Consider the following 18981-nt stretch of genomic DNA (forward strand, 5'->3'; position numbering starts at 1 on the left):
GATAGTAACGCGTCAAACAATTATACCCTGTTATGCAGGGTATAATTGTTTATAGCACATTGCCCATAATTATATATTTATTGGTAAACAAACACACAAGTATTGCAAGGGAGAAACTGGTAGTTGATTTGAATGATTTCATAGTTTTTTTATTTTGGCTTTATTTTTATCCTTTATAATTTATACCTGATACCCGCAGCCAGGCTGATGTTATTAGGATAAGTTTTTACAGTCGCATCCCTCGTGCTGGAATTCAGCGCAAAATTATAGGATGGCATAAAACTTAACGCAATACTTCGCGTAATAGTATATGATAACCCGAGCCCGATATTGCCGCTGAAATAGTTGGATTTTAAACCATTTATTGCAGTGCTGGTAGTTACCTCTTTAGTGGTTGCGTTGCCAATTTCGGTGGCAATTTTACCTTTGGTTAATACATTAAAAGTGGTCCCTGCCAAAGCAAACAAATCTATTTTATTAGAGTAATAATGGTATTTTAAGGCGAGCGGAACTGACATATATTTTAATGTATTGGTTGCGCCAAAAGCCTGCAGACTGTCGCCTACTACAGGGTTTGCAACGGTTTTGGAAGACAGATAAGTATAGCCTGATGAACAGTTAAACCGGTATTTTATCTCTCCCCGGTCATCTTTATCGGCGTAAATAGTTTTAGGACTTATTGTGATGGTTTTAGAAGTAAGTTCCGTACCTGTCTGTACACTCCAATGCTTACTTAAATTGTAATCAAGTAAAATCCCCAGGCTGTACGATGACTGTCGTTGTTCTCCATCCCTGATCTTGTCCCTGTCATCATGATCCCTGGGCGGGGGCATGCCGCCGGGCATTCTTTCATGCGGCTCTTCTTTTAAAAGATTGGATGAAATATTGGGGGCGAAAAATAATGTTGCAGACAAAGCTCCCCCGCTCTTTATTGCATGCCTTTTTACAGGCCGTTGGGTCAGGCCCAATCCATCAGGCAACAATCTTATGTCTGAACCAATGCGATTATCTGCTGCATTTAATTTGGGAGCTGAAATCAGTTGTGGGGCAATGGGAGATAAATGTGTCAATTGCTGACTGGTAAAATTTTCATTTTTGATTGCGAAATCCTGAGCAGTTTTTTTATTTGTTATTGATGCTGTTGGGATAGTTGCAACAACAGTTCTTTCATCAGCAACTTCATCAATACCTCCATTTGTTATCGTTGCTTTTGCCTTTCGTTTGTTGAGCTGCATTTGCTCCGCTGTTACTGTATTGTCCAGTGCTTTAACTTCTTTTTTATTTATTGATTGATTGTCTTCATTTAACCGTGGTTTACTTTTTGCTTCATTGATGTCTTTCTTTTGTGAGCTTGCCAAATCCTGTGTAACCTGCTTTTCATTGTCATCAGCAGACTTTACTATGTTATTATTGAGCGTTTTATTACTGTCTACCGGTGCATGTAGTCCTTTTTCAGCAGGTTTAACAACAGTAGCGGTTTCTATTTCAGCTGTGTTTTTATTTTTTGCATCAACTGATGTTGGTACGGAATTTATTTTACTATCATTGTTTGTTTTATTGTGTTTTGTACTATCTGCCTGTGATGGATTGTTAATTTTAGTCCAATGGTTTAAAGTATAGGCACCAAAACCTAATAAAAGAACCAACAGAGCAACGGCAATTCTTTTAAGCTGAATGTATTTTTTGTTGATATCTACAACCTTATTTTTATCAAGACGTTTATCTATAGCGTCCCAAACACTTTCGGGCGGGTTTTCTGTTTGGTCATCCAGGGCAGCTTTGAATAACTTGTCAATGTTGTGTAAATCTTTTTTCATAAACAATTAATGTTTTTTTTTGCAACCTGTAAACTGCCGGCGACTGATTTCTGTAAAATAACTCTCGCATCATACAAATTCGATTTCGAAGTACCTTCAGATATACCCAGTTGCTCTGCAATCTCACGGTGCTTCATCCCCTCAAAAACATACATATTAAAAACAAGCCGGTACCCCGGTGGCAACTGCTGTACCATGTTCAATAATTCTTTGGTGCCAATCTGCGCCATGATATTTTCAGTTTCCGCAATCTCATGCTGATTGGTTTCAATATCTACCACTGCATGCAAACGTGCATTACTGCGGTATTTCTGAAGGGCACAATTCACCATTATCTTTCTTATCCACCCTTCAAATGAGCCTTCAAAATTAAACTGGTGTAAATGGGTGAAAACCTTCATAAAACCTTCCTGCAAAATCTCTTCGGCTTCTTCTTTGTTTTTTGAGTATCTGAGGCAGACTGAAAACATTGCGGGCGCATACAGCTGGTACAACCTGTTCTGGTCATAACGATTTCCTTTAATACAACCTTGTATCAGCTGTTCGGTTTGCGGCACTAATGATTGATTGTTTGACATACAGATGCAGCTACGCCTGTAATAGTTGGGTGCTGCAAAAATAAATTAAATTATTGCAGCAGTTACTTAGACTGGTAACGTGTTTTCTGTAATAAAAATACTATGCTATTTGTTAAAGAATAGTTTATACTAAACTGGTAATCAAATAAAGCACGGTTGTTGCCAGCCCTTTGAAAATTTTAATCACTTAAAAAACCACAGTATGAAAATGTACAAGAAATTATTTGGCGGGCTTTGCCTCGCATTTGCTTCGGCCCTGGTATTCTCTGCCTGTAAAAAAGATTCGGCCCCCGGCCCGGCCTCCACTTCCAGTCAGAAATTATCGGTGTATTTGACCGATGATCCGGCTTTGTATGATTCCGTTTTGATCGACATCAAATACGTGGAAGTAAAAACAGATACCAGCGAAGCTCACAAAAATGACGACCTTTTTGGCGACAATGATAATGACAAAGATGACGACCACAAGGGCAAAGATGATTTTGGAAAATGGGATACTTTAAATATTGTCCCCGGCATGTATGATGTGTCAAAATTGAGAAACGGCATCGACACTTTGCTGGGTAGTGCAAATATCAATGGGGCCATCAGGAAAATCCGGATTACACTTGGTGCCGGTAATGCCCTTACTGTTGGCGGTGTTAACTATCCGTTGAATCTGCTGCCAGGTATCAATAACTATTTATACGTCAAAATCAACAATAAACACCATCATGAAGTGGCTACTGGTCAAACCGCACTTTGGATTGACTTTGATATCAGCAGATCTATCGTATTCATTAACGGTCAATATTATCTCAGACCTGTTTTAAGGCCCTTTAATGATCACAATTTCGCACGATTAAAGGGCTCGGTATTACCGGCTGAAGCTGCCCCGCTTGTAACTGTGTATAATGCTACAGATAGTGCCAATGGCATTCCGCGTGCAGATGGCGATTTTAAAATAAGGGGAATAAAAGAAGGCAGTTATACTGTTTTATATAAAGGCTTTAATGGCTATCATGATACCACCATCAATAATATCCAGCTAAAAAATGGTGAAGAAACCGCATTACCTGCAATTACTTTGACTAAATAAAAAGTGAGTGTACAACAAAAAGAAACACAGGCTACAGCCTGTTTTTCTTTTTGTTTCTAATTAGGTTTATAAGCATCATCGGCATACATCGCTTTATTAAACAAATAGTATTTTCCATCCTTATTATTTCGCCAGTAACGATGCCCCTGCAAATCGTAATAATACCGGCCATCAATTGTCTTTTTAGCACTTAAATCATTTACTGAAATTACTTTTGGCAAAGGTTCCCTGGCTTTCTTTTTTACAACTACTTTTTTCTCTGCAATGGAATCTTTTTTTACGGTTTCAGATTCGGTTGCTACCGGATGGACCTTTTTACTGCAACTGATCAGTGATCCTGCAACTAGAAAAAAGATAAGAACAGCATGTTTCAAATTCATTTGTTTTTTTACTCTCCCCTTCAACAATTTTACCAAAAAATGTTAAAATTGCTATTGCCGCTACTGGCTTATGTTTCAGCGGACGATGTCGGTAATTTTTATCCTGAGAAGGCATTTTATCCACATTACCGAGCAGTTAATCAGAGAATTTTTGAAATGATAAGGTTAATAATTTCAATTGCAATCAGCACAATTACAATCAGCTCCAGCTTGCTGCTGTAAGAGTGCTGGTTAATGTCTTTCAGTATATCGAGATTATCCTTCACCGTATTCAGGCTATCCTGCAGACTACTGTGCCTCAGTTTGATGTCCAGTTCCCGGCTCAGATCGCTATTGATCTGGTTCAGGTATTCGTCATTCCAGGTTAAGTTAGGACTGTCAAATATGTAGATATTTTGAGTAATTTTATTTTTAAGATTCAGCAGCCGGCCGATGTATTTCAGCAATGCGTTTCCCTTGATAGAAAATCTACCTTTCTCTTCCAGCTCCATCGTAAATTGAAAAGTCTGCTGTAATAAGATATTCGATTGCTCAATGTAATAATCGAGCGCCACAGATTGCGCTATATTAAGCATGATGATTTTGGCAATATCGATGGTGAGCGTTTTAATAATGAGCCGGTCGAAAATAACTTTGTAAGATGCATCAGGATTAATCTCCACATCAAAGTTTTCCCTTTTCAGTTCGGCACTCCCGATGTTTAGAATGGTACGAACTGCATTGATGATATTGGTTTGCGTACTGTAATCCACTCCAAAAAAAACAATGCTTCCATAGTCGAAAATACCAATATAGGATGAGTTCTCCGCATCATACATTAATTCCGTAGGGTCTGCGTAGATGCAATTAAAAGCCAGGTTATTTTTCAACTCCTTCAAATCAAGCCTGTCGCCCAGGTGATATCCGGTAATTGTCTTTTTGATTGCTTGTTCCATATTTCAGCTGCTGCAGATTTTGTTACTTATGGCGTTGCATTTGAAAGCGGGTGTATTTTTTACAGTACAAGGCGGGTGTACAATTTTGCCAGAGTCTGTCCAGGATTTTTACAAAACCCCGGATGCACTTTGGATGTTTGCACTACGGTACTCCTTGTAGCAGTGAGCCACCGGAAGCGTGCGGCAATATCCAGTTTTGCTATCGGGCCTGCACCACTATCGCCAACGCATATACGTTGTATTGCATCCAGGTGTTGTTTCAATTCTGCTTTATCAGTTTCCATACAAAAAGCAGCCAGGCGTTCTTCAATCAGACAAACTTTTGCTTGTAAAAAATGTTCCTTTGCACAATACAGTATCACCCCAACATTCAGGAATTCCTCCCGCTCAACCCGGGGCACAATGCGGATTACCGCGTATTCAAATAAATGATCTGGCATGTTGTGCTTCTTTTATAAAAACGGCAGAATTGGCAATGCGGATAGTTAAAAACTGACTGTAAACAAGGCGATGTTCTTCAGGTGAAGAAAAGGAAGTATCGGGAACCAGCCAATCGTCCGGGATTGAGTTTACAATAGCCTGTATGCGGTCGTTTGTAAGTATTGAACGAAAAGTTTGATCCACCTCATTCAATTGCGTAGCCTGCGGCAGCAATACATGATCTTTCACCAAAGTAAAAGGCCGTATAGCCTGCTCCTGCCAGTTTTGCAAATTGTGATGAAAATACAAACAAGCTCCATGGTCTATCAGCCACAACTCCTTATGCCACCATAACATATTTGTATTACGTACGGTACGGTCCATATTTGTAAGCAGGCAATCCAGCCATACAATCTGTGATGCAAGCAACGGATCGATTGTTGTCACGGCCGGGTCGAAAGTAACCGAACCTGATAAGTAATGCAATGCCAGGTTAAGACCAGTACTGGCTTTTAATAAATCCTGAATTTCCTCATCGGGCTCCGTTCTGCCGAAGGCGATGTCAATATTTGCAAAAACAATTTCCGGCACCCTGAAACCCAGCTCCCTGGCTACTTCGCCACCAATTAATTCTGCGATCAATGCTTTTACTCCCTGACCGGCGCCCCTGAATTTAAGTACATACAAAAACTCATCACTGGCTTCCACAATAGCAGGAAGCGAACCGCCTTCGCGAAGCGGAGTTATATACCTGGTAATATCAACCGATCTTAACGGAAGCACTGGTTTATCCTGATCCATCTTATTAAATTAAAAACCGCCTGATAAGCTACAATTATCTACAGGCATGAAATGTAGTTCAATTTTATTAAAAATGATATTTACTATACATTCTTTTATTTGGTGAACAACTGTATATGTAGTGTGCTCTTTTGATTATAATACATATTTTGATTTGAAAAGAAAATTACAGCATCAGTAAAACATTATAAAAATTAAAAAAATACAAAAATTCACAAATTAAAATTTTCACTTGTTTAAATAACTTTAACAAGTCTCGCAGAGAGTTGAGGACAATTATCCCCCCGATAATGTCACTGTTGGCATGACTTTTGGCAAGGTGAAAACATTCTGAAGAAAAAATCCATTTAGAATATTTTGTACAAAACAGGACCTATGGAATGCCTTTTTATGCGCCGTACGCCGGCACTTTAAATTGAACTCCTGTCCGGTATTTCCCATTACAACGCTGCAATTTTTAATTAGTAAAAAATATTTTTTTATGAACGTAAAGAAAATTTTTCTTTTCGCCGTGCCCGCTATTATTATTATCAGCGCAGCAATTGGCTGGTATCAATATAACAAACCACAGCAGGATGTTGCCAGCCTTTCAGCCCAGGCAGTTACCGCCGAAAACTTGTTTAAAGAATACAGTTCCAATGAACCAGCGGCCAATAAAACCTACCTGAACAAGGCACTGGAAGTAAGTGGAAAAGTACTTGAAGTAAAGCAAACGCAACAGGCACAACAACAGGTTATATTAGATTCGGGCGATCCTATGTTCGGCATTGCGTGTACGTTGGATCAGCCTGCACTCAACTTAAAACCCGGCGATAAAGTTACCATTAAAGGCATTTGTACCGGCTATCTCAATGACGTGATTTTAATTAAAAGTCTGCTCCTGAATTAAATCAAAAAAAATATTTTTTATTATGAAAAGTGTAATCTGCATGCGCTATAGCCACTACTATGTGATTTGCTTTTTGCTGCTGCTGGCTGGCTGTTCCAAGAAAGGAGATGTAACGGTTAGCCCTGCGAATTTTGTTCCGGATGGTGTTACGGATACCTCGGTTACCTATACCAATTATGTGCATAATGTTATCAAGAACAATTGCAGCACCTGCCATGGTAAAGGTGGCTCCGCCGTGCAGTTCTGGTACAATACAAACACCTATGAAAATGCGGTGGAATACGGAACAAGGATTATGGAGACCATTGTTGAAAATTCCATGCCACCGGCGCCAAGAAAACCATTTTCGGATGCTGATAAACAGCTGTTAAAAGCATGGATTAAAAGAGGTTCCCCGGAGTAAATTGTAAAACACCATCATTTATTTAAATAACACTAATGCGAACACTACTTTTAACAGTATTATTTTTCTGTGCCGGACGGGTAATTGCACAGGACAGTCTTTCCAATATGCTTGACAAGGAAATGGCCACATCAACCGCTACAAAAAAACAATATACCTATGCCACTTTTAAAGGCACACAACTGGTAAACAGCCGCACCATTGAAACGCTGGGCAAGCATGAACTTGACTTTAGGGTAGCACACAGGTTTGGCGATATCGGGGGAGAATATGGCGGGGAAAAAAGTTTTTACGGACTGGAAAATTCCACCGACGTAAAAATAGGTTTTGACTATGGTATAACGGACCGGCTTACCGTGGGTATTGGCAGGGCAAAAGGCGCCGCTGCTGTAAGGCAGTTGTACGAAACGTCCCTGAAATATAAACTGCTGCGGCAAACCGAAGACGGTAGTATGCCCGTTACAGTAACAGCCTTTGGTAACCTCGTGGCCAGCTCAATGGCCTCCAATGCCAAAGCCAATACACCTGATCACTTTAACAATTTCAGCGACCGCCTATCCTACACCTCGCAACTGCTGCTGGCAAGAAAATTCTCCGATCGTTTTTCGCTAATGGTAATGCCAACCTATGTGCACACGAATTACGTTATCCACAACGATCAGAATGATATTTATGCTGCAGGCATCGGGGGCAGGTTAAAGATTTCGAAAAGGGTGGCGCTGGTAGCAGATTACTTTAAAGTATTCAGAAATAAAGCAAGCACAGCTGCTTTAAAGGCAAACGGACTTACGTTTTACAATCCGTTTGGGGCGGGTCTGGAGTTTGAAACAGGCGGACATGTATTTGATTTCACCTTTACGAACAGTACAGCCATACTCGAAAATCAATTTATTCCATATACCACTACCAGCTGGGCGCAATGGCGCTTCAGGTGGGGCTTTAACCTTTCACGTATTTTCTCACTTAAAAAAAATAAATAACTATTGTATGAATCAATTAAAAGTAATAGTGGCAACCTTGTTTCTGGTATCAGCTTTGCATAGCAACGCACAGGAAAAATATATTACACGTAACGGTACCATTGCCATATTTTCTGCAACAACAGCGGAAAACATTGATGCCAATAACAATGAAGTTTTTAGTATGCTTGATCCATTAAAAAATGAATTGGCTTTCCAGGTACTTGTAACAGGCTTTAAATTTAAGAAGGCGCTGATGCAGGACCACTTTAATGAAGATTATATGGAAAGTTCAAAATTCGCAAAAGCCACTTTCAAGGGTGTTATTACAGATCCTTCCAAGGTGAATTTTAACCAGGATGGCGCCTACCCGGTTACTATTGCCGGAACACTTACCATGCATGGTGTAAGTAATAAGGTAGAAGTCCCGGCCACAATTCGCGTAGTGGGAAAAAAAATCAGCGCCGATTCGAAGTTTATGGTAAAGCTGGCTGATTACAATATCAAAATTCCGGCACTGGTTGCAAACCAGGTTTCAGAAACAGTCACCATTACAGTTGGCTGCCAGTATGAACCTTATAACAGGTAATTAAACAATACTTTTCAATCGCAACCAGCCGCAATATGTTTTACTGATACCGCAACTTACTGAAAGAAAGTACGTTGCGGTTTATTCTCCGTCGGCCATTGGGATGATGCAGCACACATCACCACTGCATACTTACCTACCTTGTCAGCCTGTAAATCAATAGGGCTGTTCTTTTGATGAGTTTGGGGTATTCATTGAGATTGATAATTTCTCCCGGTGCATGGGCTCCTTTACCCGACGCACCCAGACCATCAAGACAATCCAGGTAATTGGCAACATAAGAAATGTCACCAGCTCCCCTCGCCCCGGGATCACCTGCTTTCACTTCACCAAAATTTAAATTAAGGCTGATATCATTCACCACTTTTACAAGGGCTTCGTTGCCGGAGGTTGGTGGCATAGCTGGTATACCATCCTTGAAACTAATAGTTGCATTAGTGCCGGGCAAATGCTCATTGACAATTTTGCGCATGACAACCCGGGCATTTTCTTTTTGCGTTTCGGAAAGAAAACGTAAATCCCCGAGAACAACTGTGTGCGGTGCAATGATATTGGTCTTGGCTGATACAGTTCCTTTTTGGCTTGCATCATTATACGCTACATCGGAGCCTCCGATAAACAGCGCAGGGTTAAAGGTTAGGTACTGCTCCTTGCTCAACTGCTCCCTGAACTGATCTACGATTCTTGCAGCTTCGTACACACTGCCATAACCGGCGCCGCCAAATATATTGGATGAATGTGCCTGCTTTGCTTCTACTTCCAGCTTCCATTCACTGGCTCCGCGACGGGCGGTGGCTACTTTATCCAGGCCAACCGCACCTTCAAAAGCCAATGCTATCTCATGCTGCTTTGCACTTTCAATAAAATCAGCCCTGCTAACAGAAACCGGGCTTCCGGCGTTCTCTTCATCGCCGGTAAAATAAATGGTGATGTTCGCATCGTTCAGTAAGCCCTGCTTCTGTAAAGCTTTTAAAGCCGCTATCACCATCACATCGCCTCCTTTCATATCATTCACGCCTTGCCCTGTTGCAGTACTGTCATTCAGCATCGTAAACGGGTTAGCCGGCATATCAGGTTCAAACACAGTATCCAGGTGACCAATCAGGAAAAGTTTTTTTCCTTTTTTCCCTTTGTGGCGGGCTACCAGGTGCCCTGCCCTTTTCAAAGAATCAGGCAACGAAATCCAGGAAACGGTAAAGCCAAGGGCAGTTAATTCTTTAGCGTACAGTTCGCCTGTTTTTTTTACGCCGGCAATATTAAAAGTGCCGCTGTTGATATCGACAGATTCTTTTAACAGCTGCAATGTAGCAGGCATGGATGTTTCTATATTGGTAACAACCTGCTTTTCTATTTTGGTAAGGGACTGAGCTGAAGCTGTAAATACCGTCAGCAAAAATGCAGGGCAACAAAATATTTTTCTCATCTGTATTTTTTATAAACAGGAAGATAAATAATTCATGTTGTTAGCTGTAAAATATTTACTCCATACAGCCTTCATAACCTTTTGTATCACAAAAGCAAATACTGAAATAAAATATATTTGCTTATTAGCCGTTTTTGGTGGCAAGTTGTGCCTTGTAAACTGTTACCTGTTAAAACCCGTTTTTCCCAACTGACTCATTCTTAAGAGGAGTTATAAATTGCTTATGAAAAAGAATTTATTCATTTTGCTGATGGTTACCGGTGTTGGATTGCTGGGTAGTTGTAAAAAAGAAAATAGTACAAAGTCTCAATCAACAGGCGGGCTTAAAGTAAAGACTTATACAGAAAATATTGTTTCTTCCAGCTTGGGAAATTTGATTAGTACTTATAATTTAGGATACGACGACAGTGACAGGATTATCAGTGTTACCTCAGCAACATCTGCGGGAGATAAATTTCTATTTTCTTATCCATCTGCGGGCAAGTATTCAGTAGATATATACAATGGTAATGTACTTTCTATTCATTCAGATGCCTATACAAACATAGCCGGCTTTATTGACAGTACTTTTCAATACAACAACTCAAGGGATTTCAGCTCGGAAAAATAGGTGTACAATGCAGCTAATCAGTTGGTGGAATTAAAAGAGTATGACTACCAGGCAGGAACTATACCGGTGCCGTCGGATAGAACGATTTATATATATAATCCGGATGGAGATAAAATAAGCTCTTCAGACTTATTTGGCAATGAACAGCATTTTGAATATTACCCGGATATCACTTACTCAACACCCAGCGTTAGCGGGTTGCCTGATCCAAATGCAGCAAAAAAAATCACCTGGTTAAAAAACTCAGGTTCGAGGTTGGCTCATTCTCCGGCACGATAGATTACACCTACACTTTTGATTTATACGACAGGATAGCATCCAAAAAAACTGTTGCCAGCGATGGCAGCATCATAATAAAAACTTACACCTATTTTTAGTTTCCTGTTAACAAAAAAATTAAGGTATAGTCCCGCATGTCCGCCGCTTGCTGAGATGTATGAGTTTCATAAAGCAAAAACTTAAACCTTGCCCATGCAAACATAAACATTAAAAAAAGAGAGGAGTATTACTGATCAGGACAAGGATACACTCCACTCCAGGTTAAACAAACCACATTTTTCCTTGATGCAGGTAAATAAAAAGCTGCTGGTAAACGGCATATTCACTCTTTTTACGCAGTCATTTGTTTTGGCATGTACGTCCAGAGATCCCAGCACATAAACCTGGGTGCTTGACATTTCAAGTGCTTTCCATTTTTCAGGAACCGGTACTTTACAATAGCCTCTATCAGTATGACAGGAAGCGAGGTTTTCGACAAGATCTTTTAAATTAGCAGGGTCGTTCAGGTTAGCTGTGATGCTGATTTTTTGTTTCATGTTGTTATTGGATTTAACAGGATAAAATAACCACAATTTTTTAGGTCTACAAATAGAGTAACGTCTATTATGCTGTAAAATTATGCTGGGATATAAGTAGAAATTATACTATTCGTTAAAAAAGGAACAAAGCAGCCTTTGAATAAACGAAGCAGCAACTGACTGCGAATGATAAACAGGTATTGATTTTGAAAAATTAATGGGAAATACATATTACAGGCGGGCAAAAATTATCTGGCCGTCTGCTTCCCAGGCACAGAAAATTTTATCATCGTTGGTTTTCACTGCTTTTATAAAGCCCCCTTTTCCGGCATTTAGTGTGGTATTTTTATTGAGATCCTTCACTTTCAGCCGATCACCTTCCTGCCAGGTAATGATGGGATGTTGTGGGTTGGTGATGCTGCAATTGCGGCCTGATGCAATCTCTGTTTCTGTCTCACCGGGCTTTGAAAGGTATATTTTATTTTCCCTTCGCCATACGGAAGTCACCTGCTGCTGATCATTAACAACCAGGCCACCGCCATCCATCGGGCAGGCATTTAATTTCCAGGTACCATCGCCTAATTTTACAGGTTGATTAAAATCCTTACCGCCATTAATAGACGACAGCAGGTAAAGATCTCTTGAACCATTCAGCCAGTTTCTGAATTGAATGTACACATCCGATTTTCTTACGTTGATGGTTGGCTTACAACATTCGCATACGTGTTTGTCTGGTGAAATGTAGACAAGTTTATTGGGAGACCAGCTTCTTCCCCGGGTGGTTGTTTTTGCGAAGCATATATTGTTGGTTTTATCATTGCGAATGTCCAGCCACACTGCGTAAAAATTGTCATGCTCATCAGCTGCAATATTCATCAGGCCTTCCGGTGCACTGTTGGCAACATCATTTGCATTCTTGCATCGCGTCCATTTACCAGTTGAATGAGACTGGCAAAAAGTATGTACGGATCCGTTTTTATCAACGGCAGCCACCATAGAGTAATTGGCGGAACTGGCCAGCTGCGGGCCTCGCGACATGCCGAGATGCATGTCTTTTACAACTGCCACCAATTTTGGATTAGAAAAAGTTTGGCCGTTATTGGAGGAAGTGGCGCAAAATATTGTATCACCTGCTCCGTATACCATTCTTATTACGCCACGATTATCTTTACTTAGCTGCGGCTGCAATCCGGGTCTCCATTTATTTTCCTGAGCACTACATACATTGGTACAGCCGTAGCTGACTATCATTAGCAGGGTTACAATAAAAAGCTTCATCACGTTATCTTTTGTTGAATGAAAGACGATCAGTCCTTAAGGTAAATACTTAATTATCCGCGGTCAATTATCAGTACTGTCCACCGGGCGGCCAATCTCCCAGTGATGCCCGAACGGATCCACCACCCTGCCGACCCGCCATCCATATTCTTCAGCTATTGTAGAAACCTGTGTTGCGCCGGCAGCAAGTGCTTGCGCAAACAATGCGTCCGGATCGGTAACGGTTAAAATGATTCTTACCGTGCCTTTGCCACCCAGTGTTTGCGGACTGAAATTACCATGCTCCTGCGATTCATCGCTTACCCAAAAACTTGCCCCGCCAATGGCAAGCTGCGCTACCAGCGAACCATCCGGTGCTTCCATTTTAAAAAGTTCTGCTGCCTCAAATGCAAGCTTATAAAAAGCCACGGCTTTTCCGCTGTTAATTACGGACAGCCACGGCTCAATCGTAGTTGTAACTGCTTTCATCCTTTATTTTTTTACTGCGATAATGATGCCTGTTGCCCAAACTTGTTTTGTAAGCGTAAGGTCTTTTCTATCATCTAATTGTTTTATAAGCAGGGTAGCTTTTTCGGCGTGTCCTTCCGGCCAGTTGGGTTGCGGCAGCATGTCGTCAATTATGTACAAAGCACCGGGGCTCAGCATATTCAATACTTCATCCAGCATCAAATATTTGCCATGCCAGGTATCTGCAAAAATATAATCAAATTTTTGACCACTATTGGTTGTTACCCATTCCCCCCCGTCAGACGTAACCAGTTGCAATCGTTGATCGCCACGTAAAAATTGTTCAGCGATTTGTAAAAACGCAGGATCGTTGTCAACAGAAACCAGCGATGATTGCGCATCCATGCCATCCAAAATCCAGGAAGCAGAGAGGCCTGTTCCGGTACCCAATTCCAAAAATTTACCTCCGGGTTTTAAAGCCGCTAACGTGCGCAGCAATGAGCAAGTAAGTACGTCGGACGCCATTGTAAATCCCGAAGCGGCCGTCGCTTCCATAATTTCATTATAGGCCTTTGGGAGTGCCTGGTTTATTTCTTCTGTCATAATTTAATTGAGTAAAAATACATTTTGCTATTGATGCAAACGGTGCATCAATGCCAAGTGTTAATGACTTTGCCTGTAATGTTCCAGTAAAGGATCGCCGCCAAAATCAGTTTTCAAATCTCTCACTACAGTGTGAATGTGGTTGGCATTGTTTTGCGTATTATCGTATTCAATAATAATGGTAGGCCCCTGGATGCGGTAGTAGCAAGGCTTGCCAAAAGCATGATCTGTATAACCCACCCAGGTAAACCAAAGATTGTCCAGCCCGGCTGTTTGTATTTCTTTCAGCATAGCATCTGCAAACAAAGTGGTGTACCGGTGCACGTATAAATTAAGTAACTGCAGCATACGCTGTTTACTGGCGGCAGACAATTCTGAATACCTTATGCCTGCAGGATTTTTGATCATTGCCTGGCGATTGTTGGCGGTTACTATATCAGCCGGTACGATGGTATCTATAATTGCTTTTTTTAATTCTTCCTGCGAAAGATTTTGTACGAGTGCAAATCCTTTATCCGTTTCTTCTTTCAACACTTCTTTGCCTTTTTGATCGCCGCTTAGCACGATGGCGGGATTATCACCCATAAAGGTGGGTGTGGCTGCAACCAGTTTATTGTTACTGGCAGAAAAGTGAAAAGAAACATGATGGCCTTCCAAACGCCAGCCCCAGATATTGCCGGCTGCAGGAACACCAAAAATGGTGACGAAATATTTCAACGGATCACGGAAATGATCTTCCGGTTTACGGTTTTCCAGTTCTTTCAGCACATTATCCAGCAGCATAATTTCTCTCACCTTCTTTACGGTTTCATCCGTAAGACAGGTTTTTAGTAATGCGATGGCCGCTTCTCTTTGCGCAGGTGTTAATTCATTAAATGAAATGCCTTTCCGGTCGTCCTGAGGCACATAATGAAAGCGGTACCGTTCGGTTGTATCAAAAGGATACAGCGCTTTGGTACGTTGTGCAGCCTCCAGCATGTTGATAAATGCATTGGCTTTACCGGCAAGATCCTGGGCACTTGTGGTTGTGATAAAAATAAATAAGACAGTGAGGAGTAATAATGAATGTTTCATGCAGCAAGTAAATTAGTTGTATCAAAGATAACTGAATACACTTCATTTATTTCGTTAACAGCAAATTCTTCTTCAGGCCGGGTTCAGGATATTTAATCAGCTAAAGCCAAATCACAATTGATTTCTGTTTCATCTATCGCAGCTGACATTTTCTGATAAAACTCAATGGCATTGCTATTCCATTTAGAGACCTGCCAGCGTACTTTTTTGCAGGCATTGTTTTTTGCCAGTTCAATGATTTGCTGCAATAACATTTTACCGATACCGTGTTTTCTAAAGGAATGGATAACATACAAATCGTCCAGATAGATCGCCTTGCCGCTCCATGAATAATAAGCGAAAAAAAAGCTCGCAAAACCAACAATATTTTTGTCAGCAGTCTCTGCTACAAAGCATTGAAACAGGCTTCCATTTTCAATCATCTCGTCCAGAGTAATGCTTACTTTGTCAGGTGTTTTCTGAAAAATGGCAAATTCTTTTATCAGTAATAAAATGGCTTCAAAATCCGGTTCAGCTGCTTTCCTGATGATAATTTTCATGATGTCGTTATTTTATACGTTTCCTTTAATAAGGCGACTAAATTAAAGTATCACCCTTATGCAACAAAAATTGCGCTGTCAATTGCACTAAATAACTGAAGCAATCTCTTTTAAACGAAGTAACTTTATAGTATAAAAAACAGGTTAAAACAAATAACATGGAACATACGAAAAAACTGGAAGAATTGAATGCAGAAACACTTAAGAAGCTGGAGGAATATATGCAGGCAAAAGGCGCTGCAGGCACTGAGCATCATGATACAATCAACACAGCGAAAGAAAAATGGCAGACAGCCTGGAACGAATTCCTGGAAACCCTGCTGGTATTGGAACGATTGGAAATTTGACGTTTGGGGTGAAAAAAAGAGTTGTTAACTCGTTTTTCGATTGACGCTTTCAGGTGAGAATTGCTTAACTTTAATATTCACCAAATAAAAAGGAGGTATTCATGCAATCTACAGATCAATCATGGGCACCTTCGGTAACCTTGCGTTAACCGGATGCTCAACAAATAATCTGTCCCGCAGTGCAGCGGGAGGGCCACCAGTTATGCTGGTGGCTTTTTATTTACGTCTCAAAATCAATGCGCAAAATCTACTTCAAAATTGCCTTTGATTCTTTCTATTGCCGGGTTAAAATAACCGAACTTAAGGTCAGGAAATTCTTCTCTTATGAGCTCCATCAATTGTTTTACCCCCATACACTCTCCTGTTTCAGTAACGCCGATTTTACCAAGATACCAGTCTGGATCAATATTAAAATTGCGCCATTGTATCATACACAAGTCTGTTTCCCTGATCAGTTTTCTGAGCGCTTCATATTCTTCAATGCTATCCGTCATACCTGGAAAAACAAAGTAGTTAATACTAGTCCAACCACCGTAACTGCGAACTATTTTCAGGCTTTCAATCAAATCGGCAAACACATAATTATTGGGGCGATAGTAAGGTGTATATACACTCTCCCGGGCTGAGTTGGTACTTACCCGCATGCTGTTTAAACCCGCTTCACACAACGCTTTCACTGCGTCTGGTTTACTACCGTTGGTATTGATATTGATGCTTCCTTTTTGAGTGTGCTTACGTATCTCGATAATGCTGTCGCGGATGGTTTCCCACATCAGTAAGGGTTCGCCTTCGCAACCCTGTCCAAAACTGATCAGCGGAAAAGGCGCTGTTTCCAAATGCGGTACAGTAAACTCTACAATTTCTTCAGGTGTCGGGCGAAAGGTCAACCTGTCCTGTGTACTTACAATCGTTTCTTCTATGGGCTGAAAACTGATGCAGCCGATACAGTTGGCATTACAGGCGGGGGAAGATGGAACCGGGCATTCCCAACGGCCCATCGCCAGGTTCCTGGCAGCAGGGCAGTTGTAAGTAAGACAACAATTTTCCATCAGGTGTTTTACCAGCCTGTTGTGCGGATAGGTTTTTAATAAATATTCCGTTCCTGTTTCAATCTGTTTATCATCATAGCCTTCACATTCCTGCCGAATATCATTTTCAATTCTTACCGCTGGCACATAAAATTTGTCATCCCACCAGCCTGCGGCGGTGTAACAAAATAGCGGCAGTGTTGGTGCATCTTTTTCTGTCTCATAAGCGGCCATGTATAACCCGGTATGGGCAGGAGGAATAAATGCGGCAACAGCCCACCCTTTTTCGCACAACCGCATTTCGCCTGTTTTTACGTCGATGCCAATTCCTTTCCTGCCGGGCAACTCATATAAATTGCCGCCGTCAGGCAATTCAATCCAGTCTGCTTCTTCTATTGGTAATGCATCCCACCCGCTACGGCCTGTTGTGTACAGGGATGTGTCTTCAAAAATATTGCCTTCTCCATCGGAGTATAAAATGTAAGGGGTCATAATTAATGGATAACTGATAATTTTTTAATGGATAATTTCTGCTGCACGAAGTGCTGACTGAATCATCCACCTTTTTTAACTGACGGCAAAATTCGTCAATTTATGGCAGTTGCTCAACTTTTAAATTACCCATGCGCTTGTTGATGCCTGAATGAAATGTTCTGAAGAAATAGAGATGGCGACCTTTCAGCATTTTAATCCGCTGAAACTACTGTGGTTCCGGGTCAGTATCATCTTGCCGAAAGCTGGTGCCGCCTGCAGAAATCATCAATCAGCTGCAATTCTTCCATATTCAAATTATTTCGCAGCTGAAATTGTATTTTTTTATTACGGAAAGTTTCTATAAAAATGGAATGGTAGCGGGGTACAACCGTTTTTATATCCTGCCATCCTATTTCCGTATCCGCTTTAAAGTTCGGTATGGTAATTCCTGTTGGCTTTATATCGATTGTTTCAGAATGTTGTATGCGGTATTCCCTGTAAAAAATCAATGCGTACCCCGCTGCCAGTAAAAAATGCAGCGCACTTAATATGGTGTGCCCATCGCTTATCAGCAAAAACCCAATGCCAAGCAGCGTTGCTGCTTCAATAAACCGAAAAATACAGTTGAGATAAATTACATCAGCCAGCATGCCAAGGGTAATAAAAAATAACAGCAGGTAGATATCTGTTGCAATCAGCAGCTGGCAATAGCATATCAGCCGGCTGATATGGTGGTTGTTAAAATGGTGCAAGCCGTTGACTAAGATAATAGAGGCGACAATAAAGTGCAACATCGGCGCTGAATGCTTCAATAATTCAAATGCCGGATGGATTACGCGGAGGGAAAATTGAGATGGCATAGCGGTAGTTTTTTGTACAGATGCAAACCGTTAAAAAATCCATAAAAAATACCGGAAGTTTAGATTGAAACTTAAATAGCAACTAACCAAATCTAAACAACTCAGAATGAGAAAGAAATTAAGTTATATTCCAATGAATCCGCTGCAAAATTCATTAAAGCTTTGTTCGTCTGTGCCATAGCTGATTTCGGCAACCAATAGTTGTAACAATGTATTGTTCCTAAAATCAAGCGTAAGCAGGTTGTCTTTTAAGATAATATTGTTGAATTCGGTCCAGGCGTGTTCGGTATTGCCAAACGGCTTTATGATATGTACTCCCCCGGAATGGATTTTTACAACAGGCGCTGTATACAATTTTTTTGCCAGCAAGCCGTATGCAATTAATAATGCAGCAAATGGAATAAAGAGTGTTGCAGCAAGCACAAAAAACGCCCCGGCAGTCATCAAAACCAATACTGGAATTTTGTATTGCGTCAAAAGCCGGTTTACAAAAAGCGCTGCGGCAAACAAAGCCACCGCGGCGATAATATTGATATAAAGATAGTCGTGGCCGTGGTATAGAAGCGACGCAATTCCGCCAAGGGCCAACAAGCTTCTTATTACTACTGCATTAATGCTGCCGCCATTATCTTTTATGGTAAATACGTACATG

The 18981-nt window shown here is 40.9% G+C and carries 24 protein-coding genes; 8 read left to right on the forward strand and 16 right to left on the reverse strand.

Annotation, left to right across the window (positions count from 1 at the left end; genetic code table 11):
- Window positions 1–173: 173 nt before the first annotated feature.
- Entirely contained in the window at window positions 174–1817 is a 1644-nt protein-coding gene (locus tag JWR61_RS11455; RefSeq protein ID WP_301927945.1) for an outer membrane beta-barrel protein, read from the reverse strand.
- Window positions 1814–2395 carry an RNA polymerase sigma factor gene (locus JWR61_RS11460; protein WP_290336381.1) on the reverse strand — a complete coding sequence of 194 codons (582 nt, stop codon included), beginning with the start codon at window positions 2393–2395 and terminating at the stop codon, window positions 1814–1816. The genes JWR61_RS11455 and JWR61_RS11460 overlap by 4 nt, the downstream gene beginning before the upstream one ends.
- A 208-nt stretch (window positions 2396–2603) precedes the next feature.
- Between JWR61_RS11460 and JWR61_RS11465 the strand changes: the two genes are divergently transcribed.
- Window positions 2604–3473, forward strand: coding sequence for a DUF4382 domain-containing protein (locus JWR61_RS11465; RefSeq protein WP_301927946.1), 870 nt, complete (start codon window positions 2604–2606; stop codon window positions 3471–3473).
- 56 nt (window positions 3474–3529) lie between these two features.
- Here the strand turns inward: JWR61_RS11465 and JWR61_RS11470 are convergent, their stop codons facing one another.
- The 4 genes from JWR61_RS11470 to JWR61_RS11485 form a co-directional block, all read right to left on the reverse strand.
- A complete protein-coding gene (locus JWR61_RS11470) occupies window positions 3530–3847 on the reverse strand; it encodes a hypothetical protein (RefSeq protein ID WP_301927947.1) in 318 nt (105 codons plus the stop codon).
- 146 nt (window positions 3848–3993) lie between these two features.
- A complete protein-coding gene (locus JWR61_RS11475; protein WP_301927948.1) occupies window positions 3994–4788 on the reverse strand; it encodes an RMD1 family protein in 795 nt (264 codons plus the stop codon).
- A 59-nt stretch (window positions 4789–4847) separates the two neighbouring features.
- Entirely contained in the window at window positions 4848–5228 is a 381-nt protein-coding gene (locus tag JWR61_RS11480; protein WP_301927949.1) for a DUF3037 domain-containing protein, read from the reverse strand.
- A complete protein-coding gene (locus JWR61_RS11485; RefSeq protein WP_301927950.1) occupies window positions 5209–6009 on the reverse strand; it encodes a HipA family kinase in 801 nt (266 codons plus the stop codon). Before JWR61_RS11485 ends, JWR61_RS11480 begins: the two co-directional genes overlap by 20 nt.
- A 481-nt stretch (window positions 6010–6490) precedes the next feature.
- Here JWR61_RS11485 and JWR61_RS11490 point away from each other — a divergent pair, with 481 nt between their 5' ends.
- Genes JWR61_RS11490 through JWR61_RS11505 form a run of 4 tightly spaced genes read left to right on the forward strand, consistent with a single transcriptional unit; the run spans window position 6491 to window position 8849 of the window.
- A complete protein-coding gene (locus JWR61_RS11490; protein WP_301927951.1) occupies window positions 6491–6898 on the forward strand; it encodes a hypothetical protein in 408 nt (135 codons plus the stop codon).
- Between the two features lie 22 nt (window positions 6899–6920).
- A complete protein-coding gene (locus JWR61_RS11495; RefSeq protein WP_301927952.1) occupies window positions 6921–7301 on the forward strand; it encodes a cytochrome c in 381 nt (126 codons plus the stop codon).
- A 35-nt stretch (window positions 7302–7336) separates the two neighbouring features.
- Window positions 7337–8281 (forward strand): DUF5777 family beta-barrel protein, encoded by a 945-nt coding sequence (locus JWR61_RS11500; protein ID WP_301927953.1) that lies wholly within the window; start codon window positions 7337–7339, stop codon window positions 8279–8281.
- A 7-nt stretch (window positions 8282–8288) separates the two neighbouring features.
- Window positions 8289–8849: a YceI family protein gene (locus JWR61_RS11505; protein WP_301927954.1), complete on the forward strand. Its 561-nt coding sequence runs from the start codon at window positions 8289–8291 to the stop codon at window positions 8847–8849.
- A gap of 136 nt (window positions 8850–8985) precedes the next feature.
- Here the strand turns inward: JWR61_RS11505 and JWR61_RS11510 are convergent, their stop codons facing one another.
- Window positions 8986–10272 carry a M20/M25/M40 family metallo-hydrolase gene (locus JWR61_RS11510; RefSeq protein ID WP_301927955.1) on the reverse strand — a complete coding sequence of 429 codons (1287 nt, stop codon included), beginning with the start codon at window positions 10270–10272 and terminating at the stop codon, window positions 8986–8988.
- Window positions 10273–10495: 223 nt separating this feature from the next.
- On the opposite strand from JWR61_RS11510, the gene JWR61_RS11515 reads away from it, so the two are divergent.
- Entirely contained in the window at window positions 10496–10882 is a 387-nt protein-coding gene (locus tag JWR61_RS11515) for a hypothetical protein (protein ID WP_301927956.1), read from the forward strand.
- On the forward strand, window positions 10883–11161 hold the full coding sequence (locus JWR61_RS11520) for a hypothetical protein (RefSeq protein ID WP_301927957.1): 279 nt from the start codon (window positions 10883–10885) through the stop codon (window positions 11159–11161).
- 233 nt (window positions 11162–11394) lie between these two features.
- On the opposite strand, the gene JWR61_RS11525 is transcribed toward JWR61_RS11520, so the two are convergent.
- The 6 genes from JWR61_RS11525 to JWR61_RS11550 all read right to left on the reverse strand — a co-directional run bounded on the left by JWR61_RS11525 (window position 11395) and on the right by JWR61_RS11550 (window position 15620).
- Window positions 11395–11697, reverse strand: coding sequence for a hypothetical protein (locus tag JWR61_RS11525; RefSeq protein WP_301927958.1), 303 nt, complete (start codon window positions 11695–11697; stop codon window positions 11395–11397).
- 213 nt (window positions 11698–11910) lie between these two features.
- Window positions 11911–12957 carry a hypothetical protein gene (locus tag JWR61_RS11530; RefSeq protein WP_301927959.1) on the reverse strand — a complete coding sequence of 349 codons (1047 nt, stop codon included), beginning with the start codon at window positions 12955–12957 and terminating at the stop codon, window positions 11911–11913.
- 63 nt (window positions 12958–13020) lie between these two features.
- Window positions 13021–13425 (reverse strand): VOC family protein, encoded by a 405-nt coding sequence (locus JWR61_RS11535; protein ID WP_301927960.1) that lies wholly within the window; start codon window positions 13423–13425, stop codon window positions 13021–13023.
- 3 nt (window positions 13426–13428) lie between these two features.
- Window positions 13429–14007, reverse strand: a complete 579-nt coding sequence (locus JWR61_RS11540) for an O-methyltransferase (RefSeq protein WP_301927961.1) — start codon at window positions 14005–14007, stop codon at window positions 13429–13431.
- A gap of 60 nt (window positions 14008–14067) precedes the next feature.
- A complete protein-coding gene (locus JWR61_RS11545) occupies window positions 14068–15081 on the reverse strand; it encodes a DUF3500 domain-containing protein (protein ID WP_301927962.1) in 1014 nt (337 codons plus the stop codon).
- A gap of 92 nt (window positions 15082–15173) precedes the next feature.
- Window positions 15174–15620: a GNAT family N-acetyltransferase gene (locus tag JWR61_RS11550; RefSeq protein ID WP_301927963.1), complete on the reverse strand. Its 447-nt coding sequence runs from the start codon at window positions 15618–15620 to the stop codon at window positions 15174–15176.
- A gap of 158 nt (window positions 15621–15778) precedes the next feature.
- Between JWR61_RS11550 and JWR61_RS11555 the strand changes: the two genes are divergently transcribed.
- Window positions 15779–15967, forward strand: a complete 189-nt coding sequence (locus JWR61_RS11555; protein WP_290336400.1) for a hypothetical protein — start codon at window positions 15779–15781, stop codon at window positions 15965–15967.
- 233 nt (window positions 15968–16200) lie between these two features.
- Here the strand turns inward: JWR61_RS11555 and JWR61_RS11560 are convergent, their stop codons facing one another.
- The 3 genes from JWR61_RS11560 to JWR61_RS11570 form a co-directional block, all read right to left on the reverse strand.
- A complete protein-coding gene (locus JWR61_RS11560; protein WP_301927964.1) occupies window positions 16201–17487 on the reverse strand; it encodes a radical SAM protein in 1287 nt (428 codons plus the stop codon).
- 230 nt (window positions 17488–17717) lie between these two features.
- On the reverse strand, window positions 17718–18329 hold the full coding sequence (locus JWR61_RS11565) for a hypothetical protein (RefSeq protein ID WP_301927965.1): 612 nt from the start codon (window positions 18327–18329) through the stop codon (window positions 17718–17720).
- Window positions 18330–18452: 123 nt separating this feature from the next.
- A complete protein-coding gene (locus JWR61_RS11570; protein ID WP_301927966.1) occupies window positions 18453–18980 on the reverse strand; it encodes a hypothetical protein in 528 nt (175 codons plus the stop codon).
- Window position 18981: the final 1 nt, after the last annotated feature.

The sequence above is a fragment of the Ferruginibacter sp. genome (genome assembly GCF_028288465.1).
Lineage (GTDB): Bacteria > Bacteroidota > Bacteroidia > Chitinophagales > Chitinophagaceae > Ferruginibacter.